The sequence below is a fragment of the Natronomonas amylolytica genome (genome assembly GCF_037031205.1).
Lineage (GTDB): Archaea > Halobacteriota > Halobacteria > Halobacteriales > Haloarculaceae > Natronomonas > Natronomonas amylolytica.
The window spans coordinates 59,597-81,146 of sequence record NZ_JAYEZM010000011.1; the positions used below are offsets into that span (position 1 = coordinate 59,597).

25 protein-coding genes are annotated in these 21,550 nt (G+C 67.6%); 12 read left to right on the top strand and 13 right to left on the bottom strand.

Annotated features, from left to right (window positions below; all coding sequences use genetic code 11):
* Window positions 1-93 precede the first annotated feature (93 nt).
* Window positions 94-876 carry an alpha/beta fold hydrolase gene (locus tag U5914_RS14845; protein WP_336136532.1) on the bottom strand — a complete coding sequence of 261 codons (783 nt, stop codon included), beginning with the start codon at window positions 874-876 and terminating at the stop codon, window positions 94-96.
* A gap of 112 nt (window positions 877-988) precedes the next feature.
* Between U5914_RS14845 and U5914_RS14850 the strand changes: the two genes are divergently transcribed.
* Both U5914_RS14850 and U5914_RS16910 read left to right on the top strand, forming a co-directional pair.
* Entirely contained in the window at window positions 989-2,086 is a 1,098-nt protein-coding gene (locus tag U5914_RS14850) for an aminotransferase class V-fold PLP-dependent enzyme (protein ID WP_336136533.1), read from the top strand.
* A gap of 95 nt (window positions 2,087-2,181) precedes the next feature.
* Window positions 2,182-2,340 carry a DUF7563 family protein gene (locus U5914_RS16910; protein WP_418766777.1) on the top strand — a complete coding sequence of 53 codons (159 nt, stop codon included), beginning with the start codon at window positions 2,182-2,184 and terminating at the stop codon, window positions 2,338-2,340.
* A 37-nt stretch (window positions 2,341-2,377) separates the two neighbouring features.
* Here U5914_RS16910 and glmM read toward each other — a convergent pair whose 3' ends face one another.
* Complete coding sequence (gene glmM / locus U5914_RS14855; protein ID WP_336136534.1) at window positions 2,378-3,682, bottom strand: phosphoglucosamine mutase; 1,305 nt, start codon at window positions 3,680-3,682, stop codon at window positions 2,378-2,380.
* 51 nt (window positions 3,683-3,733) lie between these two features.
* On the bottom strand, window positions 3,734-3,913 hold the full coding sequence (locus U5914_RS14860; RefSeq protein WP_336136535.1) for a hypothetical protein: 180 nt from the start codon (window positions 3,911-3,913) through the stop codon (window positions 3,734-3,736).
* A gap of 59 nt (window positions 3,914-3,972) precedes the next feature.
* Between U5914_RS14860 and rpiA the strand changes: the two genes are divergently transcribed.
* On the top strand, window positions 3,973-4,656 hold the full coding sequence (gene rpiA, locus U5914_RS14865; protein WP_336136536.1) for a ribose-5-phosphate isomerase RpiA: 684 nt from the start codon (window positions 3,973-3,975) through the stop codon (window positions 4,654-4,656).
* An 85-nt stretch (window positions 4,657-4,741) separates the two neighbouring features.
* Here the strand turns inward: rpiA and U5914_RS14870 are convergent, their stop codons facing one another.
* A complete protein-coding gene (locus tag U5914_RS14870; RefSeq protein ID WP_332323135.1) occupies window positions 4,742-4,909 on the bottom strand; it encodes a DUF1931 domain-containing protein in 168 nt (55 codons plus the stop codon).
* Window positions 4,910-5,151: 242 nt separating this feature from the next.
* Here U5914_RS14870 and larB point away from each other — a divergent pair, with 242 nt between their 5' ends.
* From larB to U5914_RS14880, 3 genes are all read left to right on the top strand, one after another.
* A complete protein-coding gene (larB, locus tag U5914_RS14875) occupies window positions 5,152-5,922 on the top strand; it encodes a nickel pincer cofactor biosynthesis protein LarB (protein WP_336136537.1) in 771 nt (256 codons plus the stop codon).
* 127 nt (window positions 5,923-6,049) lie between these two features.
* Window positions 6,050-6,196 (top strand): DUF7563 family protein, encoded by a 147-nt coding sequence (locus U5914_RS16915; protein ID WP_418766778.1) that lies wholly within the window; start codon window positions 6,050-6,052, stop codon window positions 6,194-6,196.
* 61 nt (window positions 6,197-6,257) lie between these two features.
* A complete protein-coding gene (locus U5914_RS14880; protein ID WP_336136538.1) occupies window positions 6,258-6,518 on the top strand; it encodes a GIY-YIG nuclease family protein in 261 nt (86 codons plus the stop codon).
* A 76-nt stretch (window positions 6,519-6,594) separates the two neighbouring features.
* Here U5914_RS14880 and U5914_RS14885 read toward each other — a convergent pair whose 3' ends face one another.
* Window positions 6,595-7,629: a nicotinate-nucleotide--dimethylbenzimidazole phosphoribosyltransferase gene (locus U5914_RS14885; protein ID WP_336136539.1), complete on the bottom strand. Its 1,035-nt coding sequence runs from the start codon at window positions 7,627-7,629 to the stop codon at window positions 6,595-6,597.
* A gap of 89 nt (window positions 7,630-7,718) precedes the next feature.
* Complete coding sequence (locus U5914_RS14890; protein ID WP_336136540.1) at window positions 7,719-8,012, bottom strand: HVO_A0114 family putative DNA-binding protein; 294 nt, start codon at window positions 8,010-8,012, stop codon at window positions 7,719-7,721.
* Between the two features lie 188 nt (window positions 8,013-8,200).
* Between U5914_RS14890 and uvrB the strand changes: the two genes are divergently transcribed.
* Genes uvrB through U5914_RS14905 form a run of 3 tightly spaced genes read left to right on the top strand, consistent with a single transcriptional unit; the run spans window position 8,201 to window position 11,502 of the window.
* Window positions 8,201-10,252 (top strand): excinuclease ABC subunit UvrB, encoded by a 2,052-nt coding sequence (gene uvrB, locus U5914_RS14895; protein ID WP_336136541.1) that lies wholly within the window; start codon window positions 8,201-8,203, stop codon window positions 10,250-10,252.
* Between the two features lie 52 nt (window positions 10,253-10,304).
* Window positions 10,305-11,006, top strand: coding sequence for a hypothetical protein (locus U5914_RS14900; RefSeq protein ID WP_336136542.1), 702 nt, complete (start codon window positions 10,305-10,307; stop codon window positions 11,004-11,006).
* Window positions 11,007-11,052: 46 nt separating this feature from the next.
* Complete coding sequence (locus tag U5914_RS14905; RefSeq protein WP_336136543.1) at window positions 11,053-11,502, top strand: peroxiredoxin; 450 nt, start codon at window positions 11,053-11,055, stop codon at window positions 11,500-11,502.
* A gap of 105 nt (window positions 11,503-11,607) precedes the next feature.
* Here U5914_RS14905 and U5914_RS14910 read toward each other — a convergent pair whose 3' ends face one another.
* On the bottom strand, window positions 11,608-11,814 hold the full coding sequence (locus U5914_RS14910; RefSeq protein ID WP_254838248.1) for a cold-shock protein: 207 nt from the start codon (window positions 11,812-11,814) through the stop codon (window positions 11,608-11,610).
* 179 nt (window positions 11,815-11,993) lie between these two features.
* Here U5914_RS14910 and U5914_RS14915 point away from each other — a divergent pair, with 179 nt between their 5' ends.
* Complete coding sequence (locus tag U5914_RS14915) at window positions 11,994-12,263, top strand: DUF7571 family protein (protein ID WP_336136544.1); 270 nt, start codon at window positions 11,994-11,996, stop codon at window positions 12,261-12,263.
* Window positions 12,264-12,302: 39 nt separating this feature from the next.
* On the opposite strand, the gene U5914_RS14920 is transcribed toward U5914_RS14915, so the two are convergent.
* Both U5914_RS14920 and leuS read right to left on the bottom strand, forming a co-directional pair.
* Window positions 12,303-12,779 (bottom strand): hypothetical protein, encoded by a 477-nt coding sequence (locus U5914_RS14920; protein WP_336136545.1) that lies wholly within the window; start codon window positions 12,777-12,779, stop codon window positions 12,303-12,305.
* A gap of 42 nt (window positions 12,780-12,821) precedes the next feature.
* A complete protein-coding gene (gene leuS / locus U5914_RS14925) occupies window positions 12,822-15,461 on the bottom strand; it encodes a leucine--tRNA ligase (RefSeq protein WP_336136546.1) in 2,640 nt (879 codons plus the stop codon).
* Between the two features lie 112 nt (window positions 15,462-15,573).
* Here leuS and U5914_RS14930 point away from each other — a divergent pair, with 112 nt between their 5' ends.
* Window positions 15,574-15,771 carry a DUF7535 family protein gene (locus tag U5914_RS14930; protein ID WP_336136547.1) on the top strand — a complete coding sequence of 66 codons (198 nt, stop codon included), beginning with the start codon at window positions 15,574-15,576 and terminating at the stop codon, window positions 15,769-15,771.
* Window positions 15,772-15,777: 6 nt separating this feature from the next.
* Here the strand turns inward: U5914_RS14930 and U5914_RS14935 are convergent, their stop codons facing one another.
* Genes U5914_RS14935 through U5914_RS14945 form a run of 3 tightly spaced genes read right to left on the bottom strand, consistent with a single transcriptional unit; the run spans window position 15,778 to window position 19,573 of the window.
* Window positions 15,778-16,836 (bottom strand): ABC transporter ATP-binding protein, encoded by a 1,059-nt coding sequence (locus U5914_RS14935; RefSeq protein WP_336136548.1) that lies wholly within the window; start codon window positions 16,834-16,836, stop codon window positions 15,778-15,780.
* 13 nt (window positions 16,837-16,849) lie between these two features.
* Window positions 16,850-18,532, bottom strand: coding sequence for an ABC transporter permease (locus U5914_RS14940; RefSeq protein ID WP_336136549.1), 1,683 nt, complete (start codon window positions 18,530-18,532; stop codon window positions 16,850-16,852).
* A 3-nt stretch (window positions 18,533-18,535) separates the two neighbouring features.
* Entirely contained in the window at window positions 18,536-19,573 is a 1,038-nt protein-coding gene (locus U5914_RS14945) for a thiamine ABC transporter substrate-binding protein (RefSeq protein ID WP_336136550.1), read from the bottom strand.
* A gap of 85 nt (window positions 19,574-19,658) precedes the next feature.
* Here U5914_RS14945 and U5914_RS14950 point away from each other — a divergent pair, with 85 nt between their 5' ends.
* Window positions 19,659-20,657 carry an AI-2E family transporter gene (locus U5914_RS14950; RefSeq protein ID WP_336136551.1) on the top strand — a complete coding sequence of 333 codons (999 nt, stop codon included), beginning with the start codon at window positions 19,659-19,661 and terminating at the stop codon, window positions 20,655-20,657.
* 4 nt (window positions 20,658-20,661) lie between these two features.
* Here U5914_RS14950 and htpX read toward each other — a convergent pair whose 3' ends face one another.
* Window positions 20,662-21,528, bottom strand: a complete 867-nt coding sequence (gene htpX / locus U5914_RS14955; protein ID WP_336136552.1) for a zinc metalloprotease HtpX — start codon at window positions 21,526-21,528, stop codon at window positions 20,662-20,664.
* Between the last annotated feature and the right edge of the window lie 22 nt (window positions 21,529-21,550).

Sequence of the window (21,550 nt, forward strand, 5' to 3'; positions counted from 1 at the left end):
CGAGCGTGGCTACCGCCTCCATACTTAAAAAGCGGGCGTCAGCGGGAACGCTCGCGGCGGTCTATGACGCCCTCGAAACGGCCGAACGGCCGCTCAGACGCCGGTAGCGTCGCTTTCCTCGACGAACTCGGCTATCGCGTCCGTCACAGCCGCCGAGTGCTCGACGAAACACCATCGCTTCCCCTCAACGGCCTCGAAGCGCCCGCGCGGCAGGTCCGCCGCCAGTTCCTCGCCGACCGACAGCGGGACGACGGGGTCGTCGACGCCGTGGCACACCAGCGTCGGCAGGCCGACCTCGTAAATCGGGCCGGCATCGAACCCCATCGCGGCGTCGATGTGGCCGGTGCGCGCGTCGCCGACGGCGTCCTCGTCTTTGCGCCATTTCACGATGTCGTCAGTGAGTCCGGTCTCCGCGAGGAACCGCTCGGTGAAGGCGAGACTGAGCGATTGGCGGATGCGCGTTGGGTCCGACGGGTGGAGGCCCGTCAGCGCGTCGGCATCGATGGCATCTCCCGTCGGTGGGACGCCGAACAGCGTCAGCGAGCGCGCGCGACTGTATTCACGGGCGTACCGAAGGGCGACCATCCCGCCGAGGCCGGCGCCGACGACGTGGGCGTTCCTGACGTCGGCGTCCCGCAACACGGCTTCGAGGTCCGCCGCCAGTCGGTCGACCGTATACGGGCCGTCGCTGTCGGAGCCGTCGGTTCCCCGCTGAGCGTAGACGACCGTCCGATGGGTGCCCGCCAATCCCGGCGCCTGCCAGCCCCACAGCCACGGTCCCGTCGCCGTGTCCGGGACGAAGACGACCGTCGGCCGGTCGGGGTCGCCCTCCGTTTCGTACTGGATGGTCGTTCCGTCGGTCGTCACCGTGGGCATGGGAGGTTGTTCGGTCGGGTGGCGTATGCGCGTTTTGGGTCTCTGATACGAACTGTCGTCCCGGATTGCCAACGCCCCAAACACCGTTACGGTGGCCGCCGAAGGCCGGAATATGAACCCGGAAGCCCTGCGTGCTGACATCCCCGCCTGCGACGACTGTGTCTACTTAAATACCGGTGCGAGCGGGCCGAGTCCCGAGCGCGTCGTCGAGGCCGTCGACGCCGCCCAGCGACGCCAGGAGTTCGAGGCCTGTTCGGTCGGCCACTACGAGGCCGACGCCGAGTTGCGCGAGGCGGCCCGCGAGACGCTGGCCGGCCATCTCGGCTGTCGGCCGACCGATATCGCGCTGGTCGCCTCGACGGGCGACGGCATCAGTCGCGTCGCCAACGCCGTCGACTGGCAGGCCGGCGACCGGGTCGTGCGGACCGACTTCGAACACCCCTCGGGCGTGTTGCCGTGGCGACGCCTCGCCGACCAAGGTGTCGAGGTCGTCACCCTGCCGTGTCCCGACGGCCGCCTGCCGATGGACGCGTACAAGGAGGCCGTCGCCGAGGCGAAACTGGTCTGTCTCAGTTCCGAGAGTTGGCTCCACGGGACGCGCCTGCCGGTCGCGGAGGCGGTCGATATCGCCCACGACGCGGGCGCGCTGGTGGTCGTCGACGCCGTCCAGTCGGTCGGCCAACATTCGGTCGACGTCCGCGAATGGGGCGCCGACGCGGTCTGTGCCTCGGGCCACAAGTGGATGCTCGGGCCGTGGGGCGCCGGCTACCTCTACGTCCGGCCGGAGTCGCTGTCGTCGTTCGAACCGCGTCACATCGGCTACCGGAGCACCGTCGACCCGACCGGCGAGGGTCTGGAGTTCCACCCCGACGCCCGCCGCTTCGAGGTGTCGACGGCCGCGGTCGCGCCGTATGCCGGGCTTATCGAGGCTATCGAGACGCTGGAGGATATCGGAATGGGCCGAATCGAGGAGCGCATCGAGCGACTGACCGACCGCCTCAAGGACGGACTGGGCGAGCGGTGTCTCTCGCCGGCCGACTACGAGTCGGGACTGGTCGCCTTCGATGTCGAGGGCGATGCCGAGGCGTTCGTCGAGGCCGCCGACGCCGAGGGCGTCGTCGTCCGGCCCTTGCCTTCGGGTGCGGTGCGGGCGTCGGTCCACGCGTTCAACACGGCCGAAGACGTCGACGCGTTGCTGTCGCTCTGCTGATTCTCGAAATTCGGCGTTTTCGGCCCCGAGGCGGCCGCCTGTGCGATACGTGTTGCCACACTATTATTATGTGTGTGTGGTCCAACGGTTCCTATATGCCGGAATGCCAGAACTGTGGCGCGTTCGTGACGGCAGCGTACGCTCGGGTTTTCACGCCGAACGGAATCGAGAATCCGCGCGTCTGCCCGCAGTGCGAAGACAAGATTCGAGACGGGTCGGACGTTCGCGAGGCGCGCTCGACGCGTCGTACGTGACTGGCCTCGATTTCTAACTACCCTTCCTGCCCGGCGGTTATCGGGCGTTTTCCACCAACTCCCGCGCAGTCTCCAGTAGCGCCTCGGCCGCCTCGGCCTCGCGGGCCTCCGCGGTCACCCGAACCAGTGGCTGCGTCCCGCTGGCGCGAATCAGGAACCACCCATCGTCGGTGCTGACCCGGACGCCATCCAGCGTTTCGACCGACTCGTAGTCGGCCAGCACGCGCTCCTCGACGGCGGCCATCACTCGTTCCTTCTCGTCGGTTTCGACGTTCGCCCGCCGGATTGGATAGCTCGGAATCGCCTCGATGCGGGATTCGAGCGGTTCGTCTGCTGCCAGCGCGGCGACCCGAACGGCCGCCAGCGGGCCGTCGGGACACAGCGTCGCCTCGGGCCAAATCCACGCGCCGGAGGGCTCGCCGCCGAAGGCCACGTCCGGTTGGGTCGCCGCCTCGGCCACGTAGACGTCGCCGACGGGCGTCCGAGTCACGTCGACGCCGCGCTCGGCGAGGAAGTCCTCGACGGCAAGGCTCGTATCCACGGGAATCGCCACGCGCTCGCCCGATTCGGCCGCGTCGGCCGCAAAGAGCGCCAGCAGGGTGTCGCCGGCGAGGTAGGTGCCGTCGCCCGCGACCGCGCGCATCCGGTCGGCGTCGCCGTCGTGGGCGATACCGAGGTCGTAGTCGCCCTCGCCGACCAGCGTCGCGAGGGCCTCGCAGTTCTCGGCGGTCGGTTCGGATGGCCGGCCCGGAAAGCGGCCGTCCGGTTGGGCGTTCAGCGTCTCGACGTCACAGCCCAACTCGACGAGCGCGTCGACGGTGACGCCGCCAGCCCCGTTGCCGATATCCACAACGATTGAGCGGTCGAGCGACCCGTCGACCGTATCGACCAGCGCCTCGACGTGGCGCTCTGCGGCCTCGGCGCTCGTCCGGTCGCCCAGCGCGTTCCACGCTTCGAGGTCGGGGTCGTCGGTCCGGATACGCTCGGTGATGCGCTGGCGGCCGACCTCGTCGTAGGCCTGTCCCGAGGGTTGCCAGAGCTTGATGCCGTTGTCCTCGGGCGGGTTGTGGCTCGCGGTCACCGAGACGCCGGCGTCGGCGCCCTCCCACACGACCGCGCGGCCGACCGTCGGCGTCGCCGCGAGGCCGAGGTCCAGTACGTCGGTGCCGGTCTCCCGGAGGCCCGCCGCGAGCGCGTCGGTCAACAACTCGCCGCTCTCGCGGGGGTCGCGGCCGACCACGACGCGGTCGGTTTCGGCGCCCAGCGCGCGGCCGACCCGAAGCGCGAGGTCGGCGGTCACCTCGTCACCGACCGGTCCCCTGATGCCGCTCGTTCCGAACATATCCCGAGAGTCGGCGGCCGCCATGAAAACGATATCCGTCCCGTGTGGGGCCTATCCGTCGGGCGACCACTCGCAGGCATCACCGTAGGTGAGTTCGGCCTCGTCGATGTGGGAATCGAGACAGGCGTAGTTGCAGAAGGCGCCGGCCTCGACGCGCTCGCCGTCCCGCGTCTCCTCGACGAAGACGGGGTCGTACGTCGAGAGGTCGCTCCCGCAGTAGGTACACTTCATGGTCGTCCGTCAGCCTCGGTACCGCAAGGGCTTTTCCTGTATCGACGCGAGACGCGCACATGAAACGAACCGGCGGGACGGACGAACAGAAGCGCCGGGCCGGCGAAAGCGCCGCCGACGCCGTTGACGACGGGACCGTCGTCGGCCTCGGGACGGGGTCGACGGCCGCCACGGCCATCCGCGAGTTGGGTCGACGCGTCGATTCGGGCCTCGACATCCGGGGGATTCCGACCTCCTACGAGTCCCGGCAGGCGGCCCGCGAGGCCGGGATTCCGCTCGTCTCACTGGCGGAGGCGACGCCCGATATCGCCATCGACGGCGCCGACCAGGTGGCCGGCTTCGACCTTATAAAGGGCGGCGGCGCGGCCCACGCTCGCGAGAAACTGGTCGACGCCGCGGCCGACCGCTTTCTGGTGGTGGCCGACGGGACGAAACTGGCGGCGACGCTGGACGCTCCGGTGCCCATCGAGGTGTTGCCCGACGCCGAACCCGTGGTCTCGGCGGACCTCGAAACCCTCGGCGGGTCGCCGACGCTTCGGGACGCCGAACGCAAGGACGGCCCCGTCGTCACCGACAACGGCAACCTCGTCGTCGACTGCGAGTTCGGCGCGATAGCCGACCCGGCGGCGCTGGCTGCGGACCTCGCGGGGATTCCCGGCGTCGTCGAACACGGCCTCTTCGTCGACCTCGCCGACGAGATTCACGTCGGCACGGAGACGGGCGTCGACGTGACCGAGCGATAGCGGCACGCGACTGTCGCAGGGGACGCGAGACCCGCGGCTATCGGGCGTAGCGCGCAAAAAAAAAAACGGTGATGGTCTCGACGTTTTAAAGGTCGCGCGGCTGGACCGTCTTGCGGTCGTTCTCTTCGGCGCGACGTGCGGCGTCTTCGAGGAGTTCCTCGACTTCGTCGTCGAGGGCGTTGTAGAAGTCCGAGGCAACGTTCATGTCATCGAGCGCTTCCTTCACAGCGGCTTTGACGATCAGGTCTGCCATACAGACCCGGTTTGTCAGGGGGGATTTATATAAGTTCCCAATCACGAGCGGTTTCGCCGCTTCTACCGGCCGTTTAGCCGTGAAAAATCGGGAGGGATTCCGCATCGGACGGGGTCCTTTATTTACCGTTTGTGGCCGTGTATCCGAAGGGCCGGTCGCGGTCCGCGGCGGGTCCGGGTCGGAGGCGCTCGCGCGCGGTCGCGACCCGACAGGTTCCTTGCCATCGAGGCGAACGTCGGGATATGCGCGAGATACTCGACGCGGTCGCCGACGGCGAACTCTCGCCGACGGCGGCCGAGGCCGAACTCCGCGGCTACGCCCGGACCGAGGCGGGCCGGTTCGACGCGGCCCGCAAGGCCCGGACGGGGATTCCCGAGGCGGTCTTCGCCGAGGGGAAGACGCCCGCCGAGGTCGCGGCGATGACCGTCACGGCCGTCGAAACGACCGACAGCGCCCTCGTGACTCGAACGGACATCGATAGCGCCGACGCCTGTCGGTCGCTTCTGGCCGACGAGTTCCCCGAGGCGGACGTCGACTACCACGAACGCGCCCGCACGCTCGTCGTCCACGGGTCCGATTACGACCCGCCGGACCTCGATGCGACCGTCGGCGTCGTCACCGCCGGCACCGTCGACGCCGAGGCGGCCGGCGAGGCCGCCACCGTCGCCGAGGAGATGGGCGCGACCGTCGAGCGAATCGAGGACGTGGGTGTGGCGGGTATCGCCCGCATGTTCGACAACATCGACGCGATTCGGGGAGTCGACGCCCTCGTCGTCGCCGCCGGCCGGGAGGGCGCCCTGCCGACTGTCATCGCCGGCCTCGTCGACGTGCCGCTCGTCGGTCTGCCGGTCTCCTCGGGGTACGGCCACGGTGGCGACGGCGAGGCGGCGTTAGCCGGAATGTTGCAGTCCTGTACGCCCATCATGGCGGTCAACATCGACGCCGGCTTTGCCGCGGGCGCGCAGGCGGGCCTCATCGCGCGGTCGGTCTCGGCGGCCCGAACCGAGGGATGACTGGTGGCGAAACGACGTCAGACCGGGTATCACGCCGCCGAGTGCCGTGTTTCCCCTTACCGAGGGTATTAATGTCTCGACCCCCTACTACCGGTGCCGACAAGGAATACCCGCGTCGGCGGCCAGAATGCCCAGGTGTGACCACTGTGATGCGCACATCTCGGACCGGTTCGCCCGAGTGTTCGCGGACGAAGGCGGGCGCGTCCATGCGTGTCCGAACTGCTCTGCGAACGCCGGCATCGCCGAAGTGTCCCGAGAACGTGCGTACGAGTGACGGCCGTGCGGCCGTAGAACTGTGTATTAAACACAGGGTGCCCTCGTTTTATCGCTGAGCCGTGACCGCGAGCGATTCCCACTACGTCTACGTGCTCGAATGTGCCGACGGGTCGCTGTACACCGGCTACACCACCGATGTCGAGCGCCGGGTCCGCGAACACGACGCCGGCGACGGCGCGAAATACACCCGCGGTCGGACGCCCGTCGAGTTGGTCCACACGGAGTCCTTCGAGTCGAAATCAGCCGCGATGAGCCGCGAATACGAGATCAAAGAGCTCTCGCGGGCCGACAAGGAGCGGTTGGTCGGCCTCGGGGAGTGAGCTTCGTTTTATAAATGGTCGACGACCCCGACGGTCTTACCGACGCCCGAGGCGGTGCCGGCGAGGACGAGGCCCCTCATGGCTCGGGCGCTCGCTCGTCGGCGTCGGCGAGCAGGTCGTCGTAGACTTCGCGCAACCCCGCGCGCACGTCGGCCATCGGCAGGTTCGCCCGGTCGGCCAGCGCGAGCGCGCCGCCCATGCCGGCGCCTTCCTTGGCTTCGCCGCGCTCGTAGGCGGCCATCGCGGGGTGGTCGTCGGTGAACCCGGGGTCGGTGACCGTCACCGAGAGGTCCAGTGCGGCGGCCGCGCGGTCGAGGTCGACGGCGGGGTCGGCATCGAGGAAGGAGGTCGTCGCCAACCCGAGGGGGCCGTCGTAGCCGCGGTGGCGGAGACACGCGGCGGCGGCGACCAGTTGCGTCCCGCCGGCGAGGGTGACGGCGGTGTCGGTTTCGAGTGCGCCCGCGGCGATGCCGGCGACGACGGCCAACACGGGGTCGCCGGCCCGCCGGAGCGCGACGAGCGGTTCGTCGGCGGCCTCGCCGGGTTCGAGCGAGGAGGCCTCTAGGGCCTCGTCGACCACCCGCCGCTTCAGGTCCAGCGGGTTCTCCGGCAACGACGAGGAGACGGCACCTTCGTCGCGTCCGAGGATATCGGCCTCGCCGAGGGCGGTGAGGACACCGAGGGCGGTGGTCGTACCGCCGGGCACCGTTTCCGCGAGGAATAGTTCGTCGTCCGGCAGTTTTCGGCCGAACTGGCGGGCGGCGGCGAAGGCGCCGGGTGCGGATGGGACGGGGTCGCGTTCCCGGATGTCGTCACCGACGCGGGCGCCGACGGTGACGGTCGGCGCAGCTGTCGGTTCCGTGAGGCCGGCGTCGACGACGGTGGTCTCGATGTCGAGTCGGTCGACGACGGCGCGGGTGATGACGGCGGGTGTCGGACAGCCGGTCGGTGAGACGGGGACGACGGGCGCCCGGACCGGCGCGCCGTAGGTCAGAATCTCGGCGTCGGCGCTCGGGGTATGTGCCATCAGGTCGGCGTCGGCGCCGGCGGCGCTGATGCTGTCGATGGCGGCGGTCCGCGTCGAACCGGCACACAGGACGAGTCGAGTCACTATGGCTGGATTCGTGCAAGCACACTTGAGTTTGCGGGTTGGCCGGTGTGGCCCTCGTGAACGCCGGACGGCCGGCCGACGAATGCCGACTACAGGTCGATTTCCAGTTCGATTCGTTCGTAGGTGACGTACGGCCGGTGTGACTGGCCGCTGCGGTCGAACGCCACCAGACCGAGTTCGCCGAGTTTCCAGAGGTTGTCGTGGACCTGCCGTACGTCCCGTTCGACGAGTCGGGCGGCCTCGCGGATGCTGGTCGGTTCCTCGCGGGCCAGCGCCCGGAGCAGTTCGATGCTCGTCGACCGGCACAGCCGGTCGGCCGCTTCGGCGTCGAACTGCCGAATCTCCGTGTCTTCGGGGCCGACGAGGCGAACTTCGACGGTCATGTGCGTGGGTGGGTGCGGCCTGCTTATAATGACGTGGTTCCGGACAACACTTCGCGGGCGGTCGGCCGCTGACGTGCGCCATCGACGGACGGTTGTGGGGCGTAGCCGGCCGTCATCGGCCGGCGGGGCGACGACCGGAAGCCGTTCCAACCGTCCGCCTCAAGTGTCCTGACGACTAGGTTCGGATAATGAGCGACACCGGGCCACTCCAGCCTGACCGTCCCGACCTCGACCGCCCGCTGGAGGTCGACGCGCCGTTCGACCCCGCGGGCGACCAACCCGACGCCATCCGGCAGTTGGTCGAGGGCTACGAGAGCGGGGCCGAAAAGCAGACCCTGCTGGGCGTGACGGGGTCCGGCAAGACCAACACCGTCTCGTGGGTGCTGGAAGACCTCCAGCAGCCGACGCTCGTCCTCGCGCACAACAAGACGCTCGCGGCCCAGCTCTACGAGGAGTTCCGCAACCTGTTTCCGAACAACGCCGTCGAGTACTTCGTCTCCTACTACGACTACTACCAGCCCGAGGCCTACGTCGAGCAGACCGACACCTACATCGACAAGGACATGTCCATCAACGAGGAGATAGAGCGCCTGCGCCACTCGGCGACGCGCTCCCTTCTGACCCGGGACGACGTCATCGTCGTCGCCTCGGTGTCGGCCATCTACGGCCTCGGTGACCCGGCGAACTACGAGAACATGGCCCTCCGACTGGAGCAAGGTCAGGAAATGGGTCGCGACGACCTCCTGAAACGGCTGGTCGACCTGAACTACGAGCGCAACGACGTCGACTTCCAGCAGGGTACCTTCCGCGTCCGCGGTGACACCGTCGAGGTCTATCCGATGTACGGCCGCCACGCCCTCCGCGTGGAGTTCTGGGGCGACGAAATCGACCGCATCATGAAGGTCGACGTGCTGAAAGGCGACGTCGTCTCGCAGGAACCCGCTGCGCTGGTCCACCCGGCCGAACACTACTCGATTCCCGAAGGGCGCCTCGAACGCGCCATCGGGGAGATCGAGGACCTGATGGAACAGCGCGTCCGGTACTTCGAGCGGCAGGGCGACATGGTCGCCGCCCAGCGCATCGAGGAGCGGACCACATTCGACATCGAGATGCTCCGGGAGACGGGCCACTGCTCGGGCATCGAGAACTACTCGGTCCACATGTCCGACCGCGAGTCGGGGGACGCGCCGTACACGCTCCTCGACTACTTCCCCGACGACTTCCTGACGGTCATCGACGAGTCCCATCAGACCATCCCGCAGATTAAGGGCCAGTACGAGGGCGACAAATCCCGGAAGGACTCGCTGGTCGAGAACGGCTTCCGCCTGCCGACGGCCTACGACAACCGCCCGCTCACCTTCGAGGAGTTCGAGGAGAAAACGGACCGCACGCTCTACGTCTCGGCGACGCCGGGCGATTACGAGCGGGAGCATTCGGCTCAAATCGTCGAGCAAATCGTCCGGCCCACCTACCTCGTCGACCCCGAAGTCGAGGTGGCGCCCGCGGAAGGACAGGTCGAGGACGTGCTGGAGCGCATCGAGAACACGCCCGACGACGAGCGCGTGCTGGTGACGACGCTCACCAAGCGGATGGCCGAGGACCTCACGGAGTATCTGGAAGGTGCCGGCATCGACGTCGCCTACATGCACGACGAGACGGACACGCTCGAACGCCACGAACTCATCCGGTCGCTCCGTCTCGGCGAGATTCAGGTGCTGGTCGGCATCAACCTCCTCCGGGAGGGACTGGACATCCCCGAGGTGTCGCTGGTCGCCATCCTCGATGCCGACCAGGAGGGCTTCCTCCGCTCGGAGACGACGCTCGTCCAGACGATGGGCCGGGCGGCCCGAAACGTCAACGGCACGGTCGTCCTCTACGCCGACGACGAGACCGATTCGATGCAATCCGCAATCGAGGAGACGCGCCGCCGTCGCCGGATTCAGCGGGAGTTCAACGAGGAACACGGCCACGAACCGCGAACCATCGAGAAGGAAGTGGGCGAGACGAACCTGCCCGGCGCCGAGACGGATACGGATGGCGTCGCCGGCGTCGAGGCCGACTCCGTCGAGGAGGCCGAAGCACTCATCGAGCGCCTCGAAGACCGAATGGGAGAAGCCGCCGACAACCTCGAATTCGAACTCGCCGCGGACATCCGCGACCGCATCCGCGAACTTCGGGAGACCTTCGAGGAACTCGACGACCCCGACGAGGGCGTCCCGACGCCGGACGACGAGTTCTAAGCGACCGCGACCGCCACGGGCTTTTTCCCGACAACACGAGTAGGGCGCCTGTATGGGACTACGCGCGCTGTTGGGCTCGCGGGCGGCCGTCGGCTGTACGCTGCTCGGTGCGGTCGCCGTCGGCGCCGTCTTCGCCGTCGGCTGGCGACTGGCGATGCTCGTCCGCGCGAGCGCGATGACCGCGCACCCGCTCTTTCTCGGCGGCTTCAGCAGACTGCTCTATCTCGTTGCGCTCCTCGCGCTGGCCGCCGTGGTGGCGCTGGTCTGGTACCCCTTCGGCGCGGGCGTCGCCTACGCCGTCGGCCGGCGGGCCCGCGGCGAAACGGCGACGACCGGCGACTCGCTGGCGGCGGTGCGGGACGCGGCCGTCCCGCTGGCTCGCTGGCTGAAGACCCGTGTCGCCGTCGGGCCGCTGGCCGAGCGCGTGCTCTCGGAGGACGACGTAGCACCGAACGAGGTGGTCGTCGGCTGTGAGGCGTTCGTCGTGCCGGCGGTCGTCCTCGATTCGCCGACGTCGCTGCCCCGAGCGGTCGACCGGGCCAACCGCATCACCCCACAACCCGGACGCGGACGTGCTGCCGTCGTACCCGTCGGCGCGACGGTCGCGGTGGTCGTCGTGGCGGCCCTCGCACTCGGCGCCCCGGTTGCTTCGGTGACAATAGCAGTCGATCTGGGCGTTCTCGGTCTGGTCGTCACAGCGGCGGTCGATACCGCGTGGCGGGCGCACAGGTATGTCACCGCCGAATCGTTGTAGCTCTCATGGGGGAATCAACTAACCCGTCTCGCACCCAAGCGTCGGTATGCTCAACGCTGGCGACCCTGCCCCCGATATCGACGCGCCGAACCAACACGGTGAGACGGTCGCTCCCGATATCGATGCCCCGACGGTCGTCTACTTCTACGTCGAGGACGGCACGCCGGGGTGTTCGACACAGGCCGACCAGTTCTCCCGCGAGGCCGACGCCTACGAAGACGCCGGTGTGACCGTCTACGGCGTCTCGACGGACGACATCGACTCCCACTGGGAGTTCGCCGAGCGGGAGGGCACCGACTACGACCTGCTGGCGGACCCCGACGGCGACCTCTGTACGGCCTTCGGCGTTCCGCGGGACCACGACGGCCGCGCCGAGCGAACGACGTTCGTGCTGGCCGACGGGGAGATACAGCGCGTCTACACTGGCGTCTCGGCGGACGGCCACGCTCGAGACGTCCTGATGGACATGCTCGACGACGGTCTCGTATCCTTATAAGCGACGTCGAAAAAGCGCATAAACCGGGAGCGCTCCCGCTATGCGTGTAGTCGTCTGAAAAACGGAATCGCGACCATCGGTATCAGCGACGGGCGGAATTCGTTATTAGTTGCGGACGAGGTTCGTCGCGCGGGGTCCCTTGGGGGATGATTCGATGTCGAACTCGACTTCCTGACCCTCTTCGAGGTCCGGGCCGCCGACGTCCTCCATGTGGAAGAAAACGTCCTCGTCGTCGTCCACGTCGTCGCTGTCAGTCGAAATGAAACCGTAGCCGCCAGTGTCGTTGAAGAAGTCAACCTTACCGTTTGCCATTACAAACAAACGTATGGCCGACCGAGGGATAACCCTTCCGAGAGTCGAGGTACCACGGACCCTCCGTTGCCGAATATCAGTTTTCGGCCGTTCTCGGCGGCCGAGTTCGCTAGCCCGGTGGCGATTTCCGGTGGGAACAGGTATTTACGGTGTGGTATCATGTGACTAGGCGCATCGCCATGAAACCGTGCCAGCGCTGTCAGACGGTCATCGACGAGTATACACTGGACAAACAACTCGAACCGCTGCGCGATCTGACGGTCGACGACTTCAACGTTTGCGCGGACTGTGCGACCATCGTCGCGGATGCGTGCGTGGAGTGTGGCGGCGCGGTGTACGTCCCCCGGAGCGAATCGACGGTGCCCGACTACTGTCCGGCCTGCCGGGCCGACCTCATCGAGCGGACGGGCGAGGACCCCGGCTGGCAACACGACCAACTGTCGACGTAGGGGGACGCGGCCCTTCGATTATTTATAAACCTCTCCGAGTCACGACTCCGGCCGTCGAACCGCCCTCTCGATGCGCTCGGCGGCCCAATCGACGGCCTCGCGCCAGCCGTCAGGCCGCTCGCCGCCACGTTTGGGCGGGTCGACCGCCAGTGTCAACGGCGTGTAGGTAACGTCGTCGACGGTCATCGGAACCCGCTTGCCGACGAACTCCGCGTTTGCCCGCTTCGAGGAGACGCCGCCCGACTGGAGGTCGTAATAGCGGGAGAACAACTGCACGAGATGGACCTCACCGCCGTCGAAATTGTCTTCGACGAGATGGCGGAACAGTTTGACCGTGTTGTTGGAGGGGTCCGCGCGCCGCCATTCGAGTTCGACCAGAAGCAGGGGCTCGCCCTCGCCGACCACGTCAACCGGCGTCCGGCCGATGTAGCGTTCGGTCGCCCACGCGTGGCTGTCGAGACGGTCGGCTAAGGCGTCCCGAAGGTTGTCGGCAACCTCGTCGGCGAATTCGCCCACGAGCTCGGGCTCGTGGGCGGGCCGGAAAAACGGTTCGGCGGTCTACTCTTCGATGTCGATGGCGGGCCGGCCGGGTTCGGCCTTGTTCGCCACGTCGTCGGGGGCTTCTTCCGCGGTCAGCACCCGGACCTCGGCGTCGAACTCGCGTTCGACCAGCCACGCCGCCGATTGCAGGGCATCGTATTCGGTCTCGGGGTCCAGCGTCTCCTGGAGGGCCTCGCGGTTCGCCTGCAGGTCCTGTCCGTAGGAGGCGGCGGCGTCGCCGTGGCGTTTGATATCGTCGTGCTGCATCAACTCGCCGATGAGGTTCGGCGCGTCGCTGTCGATGGCGATGTTCAGCGCGTCGTACTTCCACTCGGGCGTGACGACGATGTCGATGCGCTCGGGGTCTGGGATGTCGGCGACGTCGCTGATCTCCCGGACGTCCTCGCGGGTGTTCTGGACGAGGCGACGGCGCTGTTCGGCGGTTTCGCGGTCGGCCTCGGTGTCGGGCCACTCGGCGTCGACCGCGAAGCCATCGTAGCCCAACTCGTCCCACAGTTCCTCGGCGATGTGTGGCGTGACCGGCGCCAGCAGTTTGAGCGCCGTCTCCAGTCCGCGCTCGAAGGTATCGGGGTCGACCGCAGTATAGTCACGATACTGCCGGAGCGTGCCGACGAGGTCCTGGGCCTCCCGCAGGGCGGTGTTGAACGTCAGGTCGTCGTACTCCTCGGTGGCGACGGCGACGGCGGCCTCGGTCTCGTCGTCGACGTACCCGGCGACTGAACCGGGGTCGTCAGTCGTCTTGATTTCGCCGTCCGCGAAATCCTTGACGGTGTCCGTCAGCCGCGTCAGGAACGCGTACGCCGAGCGGGCGCCCTCGTCGGTCCAGTCGAAGTCCCGCTCCGGTTGGGCGGCCTGCATCATGAACAGGCGGGCGGTGTCGGCGCCGTACTCCTCAACGATGGCCTGCGGGGAGACGACGTTGCCCTTCGATTTGGACATCTTCTCGCCTTCCAGTTGGACCATCCCCTGTGCCAGCAGGTTCTCGAAGGGTTCGCGGTGTTCGAGCCCCTCGGTGTCGGCCAGCACCTTCGTGACGAAGCGGCTGTAGAGCAGGTGCATCACGGCGTGTTCGATGCCGCCGACGTACTGGTCGACGGGCATCCAGTCGTTGGCACGGTCGAGGTCGAACGGCGCCTCGTCGAGGTCCGGCGAGACGTAGCGCAGGAAGTACCACGAGGAGTCGACGAAGGTGTCCATCGTGTCCGTCTCGCGCGTGGCCTCGGCGCCGCAGTCGGGACAGGTGGTCTGCTTCCACTCCTCGGCGGCGTCGAGGGGATTGCCGGTGGTGTTGATGAACTCCGGCAGTTCGACGGGGAGGTCCTCCTCGGGCACCAGCACGGGGCCGCAGTCCTCGCAGTGGACGACCGGAATCGGCGTCCCCCAGTAGCGCTGTCGGGAGATGCCCCAGTCGCGCAGGCGGTACTGGGTGTCGAGTTCGGCGCTGTCGATGTCCTCGTTCAGGCGTTCGCGGGCCGTCTCGCTGTCGAGGCCGCTGTACTCGCCGGAGTTGACCAGCACGCCGTCGTCGGTGTAGGCCTCCTCGCTGACGTCGGGCACCTCGTCCTCGCTCGGCGCGATGACGGGGTCGATGTCGACGCCCATCTTCTCGGCGAAGTCGTGGTCGCGGTTGTCGTGGGCGGGCACGCCCATCAGCGCGCCGGTCCCGACGTCCGAGAGGACGAAGTCGGCGACGAAGACCGGAATCTCCTCGCCGGTGACCGGGTTCGTGGCGGTCAGGTCCGTCTCGACGCCGTTGGGTTCGTCGCCGTCGGGGTCGGCCTCGTGGTGGACGAACTCGTGGACGGCCTCGTCCTCCTCGACCAACTGCTGGCTGATGGGGTGGTCCGGTGCCAGCGCGAAGAACGTCGCGCCGAAGATGGTGTCGACGCGGGTCGTGAAGGCCTCGACGGGGCCGTGGTCCTCGATATCGAATTCAAGCTGGGTCCCGTACTGCCGTCCGATCCAATTGCGCTGCATCTGCCGGACGGAGTCGGGCCAGCCTTCGAGGTCGTCGATGTCGTCGACCAACTCGTCGGCGTAGTCGGTAATCTTCAGGAACCACTGTTCGAGTTCGCGCTGTTCGACGGGTGTGTCACAGCGCCAGCAGAGTTCGGCGTCGCCTTCGACCTGCTCGTCGGCCAGCACCGTCTCACAGGAGGGACACCAGTTGACCTCGGCGTCTCTGCGCTCGGCGAGGTCCTCCTCGACGAACCGGCGGAAGAGCCACTGGTTCCACTTGTAGTAGCGGGGCTTGCAGGTCGTGACCTCGCGGTCCCAGTCGTAGCCGAAGCCCATCGACTCCATCTGTCCGCGCATGGTGTCGATGCAGTCGAAGGTCCAGTCGCGGGGGTTCGTATCCCGCTCCTTGGCGGCGTTCTCGGCGGGGAGGCCGAAGGCGTCCCACCCCATCGGATGGAGCACGTCGTCGCCGCGCATCCGCCGGTAGCGGGCGTAGGCGTCCGTAATCGTGTAGTTGCGGACGTGGCCCATGTGGAGCTGTCCGGAGGGGTAGGGATACATGCCGAGGACGTACGTCGGGTCGGAGACGTCGTCGGGCGTTCGATACACCGAGGCGTCGTCCCACGCCTCCTGCCACCGTCGTTCGACCGCCGTGTGGTCGTAGCCGTCGTCGTGCATAGAGAGGAAGGTATCGAAGGTACCGCCGGTTCGGCCCTTAAACTTTCCATCCGACGGACTCGGCTGTCGGAACCACGAGAAGGCTCATATTGGGGGCGGCCCAAGAGCCGCTATGGTTGAGGGAATCGTTTCGACCGGGCAGTACGCGCTCCGAGACCGGGTGTCACGCGACGGGGAAACGAGCGGCCTCTGGCTCGCTGCCGGCGCGGGCCTGCTGTTGTTGCTCGTCCCCCTCCTCCCGTTCCTGCTCATCGTCTGGATGATTTCGCGGACGCTGAAGGACGTTCGGCGGGAAGTCTCGTGGGAATAGGCGTCGTCAGCCGTCCAGCACCCACACGTCCTCGGGGTCGAAGCCGACCGTAAGCGACCCCGCCTCCGGCGGGTCGTCGAGCGCAGCGACCACGCGGCGGCCCTGCCAGTCCAGCCACACCCGCGTCGTCTCCCCGAGGAACTCGCTGTCGACTACTTCTCCCGTGAGGCGGTTTGCTCCCTCCGCTATTTCGAACGCTGCGGGCCGAACACAGAAGGTTAGCCGACCGTCCGACGCTACCTCCACCTGAGACAACTCGAAAGTCGCGTCCCCGACCCGAACCGTCGACCCCTCCGTTTCACCTGCAGTTCGCTCGTTGCCACGGGACGTGGTAACGACCTCCGCGTCGAAGACGTTGTTCTCGCCGAGGAACTCCGCGACGAACCGGGTCGACGGCCGGCGGTAGAGGTCCCGTGGCTGGCCGACCTGCTCGAGGCGGCCGTCGTGCATGACGGCCACGCGGTCGGAGACGGCCATCGCCTCGGCCTGGTCGTGGGTGACGTAGACGGTTGTGACGCCGAGTTCGCCCTGAATCTCCCGAACATCCCGGCGAAGCCGCTCCCGGAGGCGGGCATCCAGCGCGCTCATGGGTTCGTCCAAGAGGAGCAGGTCGGGACCGGGCGCCAGCGCCCGCGCCAGCGCGACGCGCTGCTGTTGGCCCCCGGAGAGTTCGGTCGGGTCGCGGTCGTCGAACCCCTCCAGTCCCACGAGGTCGAGCAACTCGGCGACGCGCTCGTCGGTCGAGACGCCGCCCGGCGGGTCGGCAAAGCGCAGGCCGTAGCCGACGTTCTCGGCGACGCTCATGTGCGGGAACAGTGCGTAGTTCTGGAACACGATGCCGATGTCGCGGTCCTCCGGCGGCCGGCCGGCAACGTCCTCACCGTCGAAGCGAACCGTGCCTTCGGTCGGTTCCTCGAAGCCGGCCAGCAGGCGGAGCGTCGTCGTTTTGCCACAGCCTGAGGGCCCCACGAGCGTGAAGAACTCGCCGTCCTCGATGGCCAGCGACACGTCTTCCAGCGCCGTCGTCGCGCCGTAGCGCTTGGCGACGCCGTCCAGCGTTAGCATCCGTGCCACCTCGTCATCGCTCGAAGCCTCCGTATCCGCCGACGCGTTCGATGACCACGAAACTGACGCCCGTCACGAGGAGGAGCACCGACCCCATCGCCGTTGCGGGTCCGAGGGTCCGCTCTGCGAGGTACCGTTCGACGGCGACGGGCATGGTGTAGGCACCGCCGCCCTCCACGAGGACGATGGTGGCGTTGAACTCGCCGATGCTGATGGCGAAGGCGAAGGCCGCCCCGGCGGCGACGGCGGGCGCGACCAGCGGGAGTTCGATATCGAGTAGCGCGCGCGTCCGCGAGGCCCCGAGCGCGCGGGCGGATTCGACCAGCGCGTCGTCCATCGACGACAGCGCGGGCGCGACGGTGCGGACGACGAAGGGATAGGCCCCGACGGCGTGGGCGGCGACGATGGCGACGGCACCGGTGACCTGTATCCGGAGGCCGGCCACCTCGACGCCGAAGACGACCGTCTGGAGGAGACCGAAGCCGACGACGATACCGGATACGGCGAAGGGCAACATCGCGAGCGTCCCGACGACCCGCGCGGGCAGCGTATCCCGGGCGGTCGCCAGCGAGACGACGACGCCCATCGGGACGGCGAGCGCCACCGCGCCGACGGCGAAAAGCAGGGAGTTGCGGATGGCCACGTCCGGTTGGGTGCCGACGACGACGTCCCGGCGGGCCAGCAGGAACTCGTAGTAGCGAAGCGAGAGCGTACCGTCGAGGTCGGTGACGCTCGCCAGCAGCATCGAGACGATTGGGCCGACGAAGACGACGCCGATGACGACGGCGTACCCGACGATGGCGAGCCGTTTGGCGTCGAGCGTGCCGAACAGGCGTTCGCGGGCGCGGGGTCGTGGCGCGACGCCACGACTCGTCGCCTGTGCCGTCTCGTAGTGGAGGTACGCGTACGTGAGGCCGAGGGTGATGACGGCTTCGAGCACCGCGAGCGCGGCCGCCTCCTGCAACCGAAGCGTCCGAATCCGGTCGTAGAGCCACACCTCGACGGTCGCGAGGTCGAGACCGCCCAGCGCCAGCACGATGGGGAAGGACATGAACGTGAAGATGAACACGAGGAGGGCGCTGGTCAGGACCGCGGGCGCGAGTTGTGGGACGACCACGTCACGGAACGCCCGGCGGGGCGAGGCGCCGAGACTCCGGGCTGTCTCGACGGTTCGGGCGTCGACGCCCTGCCACGCCGCGGCGACGATGCGTGCGACGAGCGGGGCGTTGTAGAAGGCGTGCGCGAGGACGATTATCTTCAGCGTGAACATCAGTTCCAATTTCGGCAGTCCGAGGGCGGTGAGCGCCTGATTCAGCGGGCCGTTCGTTCCGAACATCGCGGCGAAGCCGACCGCGACCATGATGGACGGCAGGACGAAGGGCACGAGCGTCAGCGACTGGGTGGTGCGGCGGCCGGGGAACTCGTAGCGGGCGAGGACGTACGCGCCCGGGAGGCCGAGCGCGAGGCTCAGAAGCGTCGAGAGGGTGGCCTGATAGGCGGTAAAGCCGAACAGGTCCCAGTAGAAGGGGTCCAAAACGACGCCGAGCAGGGGCTCCAGCGTCGGCCGGCCGTCCTCGAAGACCGCCTCGACGAGGACGCTGGCGACGGGGTAGTACAGCAGGACGACCAAAAGCGCGGCCGTGACTGCTCCGGCGACGAGAAACGGCCACTCGGGGCGTCCTCCTCGGTCGGCCATCGCTTACTGGGCGACCTGTCGGGCCCAGTCCTCGACCCAGCCGTCGAGGTTACCCGCCAGTTCGTCGTACGTGAAGGTGACCGGTTCCGGCGGGACGTGGGCGAACTGGGAGAACTCCTCGTCGAGGTCGGCGTCGTCGACTGCCGGGAACTGGACGTTCCGCTGGGCGATTTCGGCCTGTACCTCGGGGGTCAGCATGAACTCCATGAGGTCGACGGTCGCTTCGGGGTCGCCGGCGTCGGCGAAGCGGGCCATCCCCTCTGGATTGGCGTAGCCCTGGTCGTTGAGGAAGCCGACCTGATGCCGCGGGGTGTCGCCGTAGTAGACCTGGTCGGTCGAGTAGGAGACGACCATCGGCGCCTCCTCCTCGAGGTAGGCGTTGTAGGCGTCGTTCCACGACCCGAGGACGCGAACCTCGTTGTCCTGCAGGTCCTGCCAGTAGTCGAGGTAGCCGTCCGCGCTGAACTCGTGGATGGTCCACAGCAGGAAGGCCCGCCCGGGGTCGGACTGCTGGGCGTTCTGGACGATGAGGTTCCCGCGGTTCCGCTCGGCGGTCAGGTCCTCGAACGTCTCGGGTTCGACCTCGTTTTCGTCGTAGACGAGGCTGATGTAGCCGGTATCGTAGGGCACCGCTCGGCCGTCGGGGTCGAACCGGAGTTCGTCGAGAACCCGGTCGTCCCGTTCGAGTTGCCCCGAGAGGCTATCGAAAAGCGGGTCGTCGAGTTCGTCGTCGATGCGGATGAGTTCGTCGACGTTGAGGCCGACGTAGAGGTCGGCCTCGATGGGCGCGTCCTGCTGTGCGCGCTGGATGTACTGGTTGACGCCCGCCTCCGGCACCTGAAACTCGACGGTGACGTCGTCGTCGCGCCGTTCCTCGAAGGCCTCCTTCAGCCACGGGCCGACGGGTTCCTCGCCGTCGACGAAGGAGTCGTAGGTCGCCACGGTGACGACGCCGTCACCCGATTCCTGCTGAGAGCCGAGACAGCCAGCCGTCGCCGCGACGCCGGTACCGACGCCGGCGATGAACGTCCGCCGTTTCATTACCGGGTGGTATTCCCCCGTGTACTTAAGCGGCGCGTTCGCGGTCCGGGAAACGGTTTTCCCCTCGCCCGCTGAATCGGGGTTCGTGTCATCGCTCCGCCGCCGGCGGTACGTCCTCGCTGGCCTGCTCGTCGGGATCGGGCTGATAGCCGTCGGCATCCTCTGGGCGGTCGTCGAGACCGTCTTCTTCACGGTGACGGTCGCCTACATCCTCTATCCCCTCCGTCAGCGCCTCGTCGGTCGTGGCGTCCCCCGTCGCATCGCGAGCGGACTCGTCACCACGTTCGCGTTTCTGGTCGTCGTCGTGCTCATCGCGCCGCTCGTCTGGACGCTGTTCCGGCGACGCGAGGCCATCATCGAACTGCTGGGGGACCTGCCCGACGAACTGCCCATCGAGGCGGTCGGGTTCACCTACAACGTCGACGTCGCGGGCCTCGTGAGCAGTGCCTCCGAGGCGCTCCGGGACCTCGCGTTTTCGGTCGCGGCCGATTCGCTCTTCATCCTCCTCCAGTTGACGCTGTTTACCATCCTCCTCTACGGACTGTTGTTGCGCCCGAACGCCGCCGGTCGGGCCGTCTTCGAGATTACGCCGCCGAGCTATCACGACGTCATCCGGGCGCTCCACCGTCGCATCGAGGGCACCCTCTATGCGCTCTACGTCATCCAGGCGGCGACGGCCGTCCTCACCGTCCCCGTGGCCTTCGTCGTCTTCTTCGCGCTCGGCTACGAGGACGCGTTCGTGCTGGCGGTGCTTTCGGGCATCCTCCAGTTCTTCCCCATCGTCGGCCCCGGGATGTTGGCGGTCGGGCTCGCGGGCTACGACTTCCTCCTCGGGTTGACGGACCGGGCGCTGGCCATCCTCATCCTCGGTCCCACCGTCATCGGCGTGGTCCCCGACGTCCTCATCCGCCCGCAGTTGGCGACGAGACAGGCACATCTGCCGGCGAGCCTCTATTTCGTCGGCTTCGTCGGCGGCGTCCTGACCGTCGGCGTCATCGGCATCATCGCCGGGCCGTTGGTCGTCGCGCTGCTCGTCGAGATGGTCGACCTCTTGAGTGACGGAAAAGCACCTGACGAGGGCTGACCCGTCAGGTTTCGGCCTGCCGCTCCAGTTTCCGCAACTCCTCGATGCGCTTTTCGGTCGGCGGGTGGGTCCGGGCGAGTTTGCCGATGAAGCCCTTCGAGATGGGGATGATGAAGAACGCGTTCATCTCGGCCTGCTCGCGGAGGTCCTCCTGTGGCACTTTGTCCATCCGCCCCGATATCTTCATCAGCGCCGAGGCCAGCGCCGAGGGGTTGCCCGTAATCGCGGCGGCCCCGCGGTCGGCGGCGAACTCCCGGTACCGCGAGAGCGCGCGGATGAGCAGAAAGGAGATGACCCACACCAGCAGCGAGACGAGGATGGCGACGAAAAGCGGCGCCTGATTCCGGTCGCGGCCGCCGAAGAGCCACCCCCACCGGACGATGAGGAAGGCGATAGTCGAGAGGAAGGAGGCGATGGTCATCACCGCCACGTCGCGGTTCTTGATGTGGGCGAGTTCGTGGGCGAGCACACCCTCCAACTCGTCGTCGTCGAGGGTCTCCAGCAGGGCCGTCGTCACGCAGACGACGCCGCTTTTCTGCGACCGGCCGGTCGCGAAGGCGTTGGGCGTCCGGCTCTCCGCGACGGCGACGGTGGGTTTCGGCAGGTCGGCCTGCTGTGAGAGGCGCGAGACCTGCGCGTGGAGTTTCGGATACTCGTCTTCGCTGACCGTCTTGGCGCCCATCGAGCGGAGTGCCAGTTTGCCGCTGAAGAAGAACTGCACCAGCGAGAACGCCCCGAGCAGGAGCGCCGCAAACAGCAGGTTGTCGAAATACAGCGTCAGGACGCCGACGAAGACCAGATAGAGCGCAAAGAGGAGGAACATCGTCACGCCCATCCGGGCCCGGAGGTTCCAGTCGGTCTGCCATTCCATACCCGACCCTTCGGGACGCGGC